General features: G+C 50.3%; 5 protein-coding genes. 2 read left to right on the top strand and 3 right to left on the bottom strand.

Going from position 1 to position 6,143, the window contains the following annotated elements; genetic code table 11:
* Positions 1-161 precede the first annotated feature (161 nt).
* Positions 162-2,576 (bottom strand): alpha-L-rhamnosidase C-terminal domain-containing protein, encoded by a 2,415-nt coding sequence (locus DWW90_RS07290; RefSeq protein WP_122344504.1) that lies wholly within the window; start codon positions 2,574-2,576, stop codon positions 162-164.
* 118 nt (positions 2,577-2,694) lie between these two features.
* Between DWW90_RS07290 and DWW90_RS07285 the strand changes: the two genes are divergently transcribed.
* Positions 2,695-4,128, top strand: a complete 1,434-nt coding sequence (locus tag DWW90_RS07285) for a cell wall metabolism sensor histidine kinase WalK (protein WP_233547669.1) — start codon at positions 2,695-2,697, stop codon at positions 4,126-4,128.
* On the top strand, positions 4,125-4,808 hold the full coding sequence (locus DWW90_RS07280; RefSeq protein WP_122344502.1) for a response regulator transcription factor: 684 nt from the start codon (positions 4,125-4,127) through the stop codon (positions 4,806-4,808). The genes DWW90_RS07285 and DWW90_RS07280 overlap by 4 nt, the downstream gene beginning before the upstream one ends.
* 4 nt (positions 4,809-4,812) lie before the next feature.
* On the opposite strand, the gene DWW90_RS07275 is transcribed toward DWW90_RS07280, so the two are convergent.
* The gene (locus tag DWW90_RS07275) at positions 4,813-5,601 is read right to left on the bottom strand and encodes a 4Fe-4S binding protein (protein ID WP_122344501.1); all 789 of its coding nucleotides are present in this window, start codon (positions 5,599-5,601) and stop codon (positions 4,813-4,815) included.
* Between the two features lie 5 nt (positions 5,602-5,606).
* Positions 5,607-6,116 carry a TlpA disulfide reductase family protein gene (locus DWW90_RS07270; RefSeq protein ID WP_115499034.1) on the bottom strand — a complete coding sequence of 170 codons (510 nt, stop codon included), beginning with the start codon at positions 6,114-6,116 and terminating at the stop codon, positions 5,607-5,609.
* Positions 6,117-6,143 lie beyond the last annotated feature (27 nt).

Below are 6,143 nucleotides of genomic sequence, written 5' to 3'. Positions count from 1 at the left end.
GTCGTAATTGGGGAAAACGCTCAAAAAAGAGGAAAAAGTCCCTTTTTGACGGCCAAAAAGCGGATTAACATTTGTTCGCTTTTGGAGGACGCGCGAGAGGCAAAAAGGAGGTTTTTACAATAAGCCCCCCTAAATTACATCATTTTTATCCTTAGTTCCCCCTATTCCACCGTCAACACCTGTTCTCCCGATTTGAGTTTATATTCTTTCCCATTCCAGACAAACACTCCGGTGGTACCGGAAGGCAATACAAGGCGGGCAGTCAGTTTTCCATCCTTACCGATCTTATAAGCAGCGGTAACGCTGCCTGTCGGATGCGGCATTGTTCCGGATACTTCTTTCAAATCACCTAACGACGGAGCGATACGAACTTTCTTAAATCCAGGAGCCTTGCTATCGATACCCAACAGGATACGGAAGAACTCGATGTTCGGGCTGGCTCCCCAGGCATGGCAGTCCGAACGGGTCGGCTCGGGCATTTCGGCCCAAGTCGTCAAGCCAAGCGCCATCTGGTCACGCCAGATTTGCAGGTTGTCGAGCAACAGGTCGCCCATCCCCGCCGCTTTCAATGCCTGATGTACATAATAACGGAAATAAATTGTCGCTTGGATCAGGGAAGTGTCGCTCAAAGTACGCTTCATAACGGCGGCAGCTTCGTCACCAGTAACGATTCCAGCCAAGATAGCCAACGAATTGACATGCTGTGAGAAACTGCGGTGGTCGTAGGTATCGGCAAACAGGCCGCGCGCCTCATCCCAATACTTGGAACGGATCGTAGAGCGGATGGCGGAAGCAATCTCCGTATAGTGGTCCGCCATCGACGGAATACCGAAAGCCCGTTCCATTTCGGCAGCCGATTCGAGTGTCAGGATATACATCAAATCCTGGAAAGAAGAATTGCCATCCTTCTCGCGTACAGGTTCGCCAGATTCAAAACCGGCGGACCAATCGGCAAAAAACCAGTGAGGCACATACCCTAAGCTGTGATCCGGCTTCAGCCACTGCTCATACCATGAAAGTACTCCCCGGTAGGCAGGCAACAAGGTCTTCATATAGGTTTCATCTCCCCGGTACATCCAATAATCATGTCCCATACAGATCCACCACAAGGAGAAAGAAGAAATAAACTGGTGCAGACTGGACGGATAACGGCTCATCGTAATCCCATCCGCCACGATCGACTGGCGTCCCTGCTCGATCGCATTCTTCACCATATATGCATCATGCGTATTATATAAGGTAATCATTGCCTGGATACGCGTATCACCGAAATACTGCAACTGCTCGTAATACGGGCAATCCATATAAGTCTCGTTCGCACAAAGCCGTGCCGTACGCCAACCGATATCCAACATCTTATTCAAATCCTCATGTCCGGGAGCGGAGAATGCGATCTCGCGACGGAACGGATAAGCAGAGAAAGTGCCATATACATCTTCCAGCACCAATGGTTCGGAAGCCGTAGAGATCGTCAGATCCACATACCGCCATGTGCGCCACCAAAGGGTGGTGAAATTGCGCCCCTCGCCACCGTCGGCAATCACCTTGTCTTCGTAACCGATCAGCCTTTTACCCTTCACCTCGTCCCGGTTTCCCTTTTCCGGAAGCGAATAAGACTTGGTTGTGCTTTTCTCCTCTCCCTCATAAAGCCCTTCGGCATAACCGATCGCAATCTCGGCCTCTTTGCCTTTGCTAAACAAAAGAGAAAGATAGCCCGTCGTCAGCTTACCGTTATCTAACAGCAGACGCACTTTACTGTTGGCAGGGACCGTCAGGGATGTTTTACTCTTCAGGAAACCGGCAGGAGCTTTCACCCCTTCGGCTATGCGGACAGCTTCGAAACGTTCCGGCTGCATCTCCATCGGAGGAATCGGACAGGGAACGAGCAGCCGGCCGGGATAGTCGCGCGAACCTTTCGCCCCTCCCTCGATGCCGGAACGGGCTCTCTGCCAACGGCTATCATCGTAACCCGGTTGCTCCCACCCCCAAGGATATTTGGCGGCAGCAAGCAGTTCGCCGGGACCTGCCACATAATAGCCCAACACCGGTTTGTGCCAAGGCGCATAGGCTTCATTCTTCATACAAAGCCATGAATCACCGGTATTAACAACCGCTTCCACATCCGTATTTCCTTGCAACAAGAATCCGGTCTGATTAAAACTGATCTGCGCGACCGGCTTCTGTTCGGCATAATTCCAGACAACAGCAGCCAGCACATTCTTTCCCTTTTTCAGATAAGGGGCAAGGTCGACTGTTTCAAAATTCCAGTTATAGATATCCCCGCGCGACGGCCCGAGCGAAACGAACTGTCCGTTCACGTAGAGTTTATAGCGGTTATCCGCCGTCGCATGGACGATAAAGCGTGACGGCACTTCGGCCAGATCGAATGTCTTACGCATATGGTAGACACCATACACATTAGCCGGTTCACCGGGCATGGAGATCCAGCGCGCTTTCCAGCGCCCCGCCAGTAATTCAGGATTTACGTCGGCTTGCCTGTAGCCCTCTAAGCGGATTTGGGCACTGAGTGATAAACTGCAAAGCAACGATAGCAAAATCAATACGCGTGTCTTCATTTGATACAGGGGTATTAGATATTAAACAAATAAGGATAGAGGCAAAGATAATATTTTGTTCTGTTATTTAGTGTTACCGGGCGGAAAAGGTTTTGAGATCAGTTGTATATTTGCCTCGATGAAACTACGGATGCGGCTCATATTGGTTTTCGTTACACTTTCGGTTCTGGGGACATTCCTTTTCCAGGGTTACTGGCTTTGGAATAGTTACCGGATCGAAAAGAAACACTTCCAAAGCCGGATCAACGAAACCCTTCAGCAAGCCATAAACGAAGACCTAACCTTCCGCTTGGAAACATTAGAGAAAGACACGGCTCAAGATGCTCCTCACGGGCAGATCGAATTTACTTTCTCACTCGACAGCACCTCGCACGCATCTTCCCGGCAAAAGCCACGAAGAGTCTATAACCGCACCAGTTTAAAGGTGGAGACAACAGCCGACAGTACTGTCTTCGGCTTATACAAACCCGAAAACACCCCTATGATGCGCATGGCCTTCAAAGGCATCTGGCAGGCTATAAACGGATTATCACCGGTAGACATCCAGAAGTTAGACAGCCTGTGGGGAACCTATCTCCGGCAGGAAGGCATACGGAATCCGCATTTCATAGACTTCACCATCGGAAAAGACACCTTGCTGGCCTCTTCCCTTCCTGACAACGAGAATCCGGCACAGCTGATGCCAACACAGAAGATCGGTGTGAATGCCGACGACAGCATCGGGATACAAGGCTTCATCGTCTCTCCGGAAAAAACGGTCTTCCGGGAAATGGGCACGCTGCTCTTTGCCTCTCTCCTGCTTCTGGTCATCACGACGGCTTGCTATACCTATCTGATCCGGACGATTCTCCGGCAAAAGACAATCGCACAGATCAAGAATGACTTCGTCAACAACATGACACACGAGTTGAAGACGCCGATCACCATCACCTACTCGGCCATTGACGCACTGCAAACCTTCAATTTCGTAGAACAGAAAGATACGCGCGAGGAATACTTCACCCTTTGCCGCCAGCAGCTTAAACACCTGTCAGGATTAGTCGAGAAGATACTCAGCATGGCAGTGGACGAACGCAAGAATTTCCGTTTACAGAAAGAGACATTCCAGCTCCGCCCGCTCATGGACAGCCTGATCCGCCAATTTATGCTAAAGGCAAATAAAGAAGTACGCTTCCACCTGGATATGCAACCGGAAGAGATTACAATATATGCCGACAAGCTGCATTTCACGAACATGATCAGCAACCTGCTGGACAACGCCATCAAATATTCGGGAACAAGCGTCGATATCGACATCCGGGCACGCGAAAGCGAAGAATGGCTGCAACTCAGTGTCACGGATAATGGCATCGGCATCCCGCAAGCCCAGCAATTGCGCGTGTTCGAGCGCTTCTACCGTGTCTCGAAAGGCAATATCCACGATGTAAAAGGCTTCGGACTCGGACTCAGTTACGTCAAAGACATCGTAGAGCGGCACGGCGGCAGCATCACTCTTCAAAGCAAGGAACGGCAAGGAAGTACATTCACACTCTTAATACCCATCCAGAAATGATACATATATTATTAGCAGAAGACGAAATAACATTGGCTAAGATTATAAAAGACAGTCTCGAAAGCCGCCAGGAGTTTCGGATCACCCTGGCCGCCAACGGTAACGAAGCACTCGAATGTTACCATCGGCAAAAGCCGGACATCCTGGTGTTGGATGTCATGATGCCTCAATTAGACGGATTCAACCTCGCCAAAATGATCCGGCAGACCGACAGCAAAACGCCAATCCTGTTCCTGACTGCCCGTTCTTCGGTCGACGATCTGGTGACAGGTTTCCATCTGGGAGGAAACGACTACCTGAAGAAGCCTTTCGACATGGAGGAATTGATCGTCCGCATCCAGGCCTTGCTGCACCGTCCCATACAGGCTTCCACCGTTAAGCAGGCGGATGTTTATACGATCGGACAATACACATTTCACTATCCGCACCAGACCTTACAAATGGACGACCATACGGAAACCCTTTCCCACCGGGAAGCGGAAATTCTCCGTATGTTGTGCCAGCATGCCAACGACGTGTTGCACCGCAAACCTGTCCTGCTCGAACTTTGGGGAGACGATACGTTTTTCAACGCCCGCAGCATGGACGTCTTTATCACCAAGCTCCGTAAAAAACTAAAAGCCGATCCCACCGTTCAGATACTGAACATCCGGGGAATCGGCTACAAGTTGATATTTTAGAAAATCAAATAAACAATTCCGGTTCGCGACGGGCGCTAAAGTTCTTGTGCAGCATCGCCGTATAAGGAGTGTCGAACGTGCGGGCCGCCTCCGGACATTCCTTCACGCAGGCGCAACATTTGATACAGATCGCCGGATCACTGAACATCCGGTCGCCGACAACCGAAATGGCAGAAACCGGACAGACATCTATGCAATATTCGCATTGCGTACACAGGTCTTCGTTCGTCACAGGAGCTTGCGGCGTAGACGGACCCTTCACCTTATAGGGGTAATTTCCTTTCACCTCGAGCGGCTTCAGGTCGGAAAGGCTTTTCGCCTGCTGCAATTTCATCCTGATTTCGCGTCCGAAACGGGTAGCCAACTCATGGTCGGCTTCATCAGGACGTTCGGCTGCAATCGGCATATCCTTCCGGCTGAACGAGTGTTCGCCGATAAAAGCGCCGGCAGAAACTGGGACAAAACCTGCAACGGTCAGCGTATCGGACAATTCTTTCAAGGCATCCTCATAATCGCGGTTGCCATAGACGACAACCGGAACGACGGGAGCCTGATGTGCACTAAACGCACGGAGACGTTCCATAGCTGTTTCCACCACACGTCCCCCATACACAGGGACAGCCACAATCGTCAGCTCGTCACCGGCGATCTCTACCGGTTCTTCCGGCAATCCGTATGTAATATCGGATTCAAGCAGGATCTCTCCATCCAATCCTTCTGCGATCGCATAAGCTGTTTTAGCCGATGTATGCGTCGGAGAAAAATAAACTATATGCACATGACTGTATTCCATATCTTTTATTTTAAAGCCGTTTCAATCTTCTTCATCAGCTCGGCAAACTCTTCGTCTGTATAGCCTTTTGTAGCGTAAATGACTTTACCGGTCTTATCCACCAAATAGCTGCGCGGAATGAGGCTGTTGGCGAAAGCGCCATACACCGCACGGTTCTTGTCCGGATAAAGAGGGAAGGTAAAACCTTTCTTTTCGTTATACTTCTGCAACTCCGCATCCGAATGCTCACGGCCGATTACCAGCATGGCGAAATCCTTGTTGTCCTTGTATTTCGGCCAAAGCGTTTTCTGCACCTCAGCCAGCTCTTTCTGGCAGGGCGGACACCAGGTGGCAAAGAAGTTCACCAACACCACTTTCCCTTTCAGAGAAGAGGAAGGCGTCTCGGTTCCATTATCGTTCACAATCGTAAAAGCCGGCATCTGCTCACCCACCTTGACGATGTCACCACTCTCATCCTGCGCCTTCAAGACGAAGGCAAGGAGAGCAAAAAAGGAAAGGAATAAGTACTTCTTCATATTATTTGTGTTTAAAGAAGTGCGGCC

It is taken from the genome of Parabacteroides sp. AF17-28, from assembly GCF_003479205.1.
GTDB lineage: Bacteria > Bacteroidota > Bacteroidia > Bacteroidales > Tannerellaceae > Parabacteroides > Parabacteroides acidifaciens.
The sequence above is the reverse complement of the archived record's forward strand: the minus strand, read 5'-3'. Positions and strand labels throughout refer to the sequence as shown.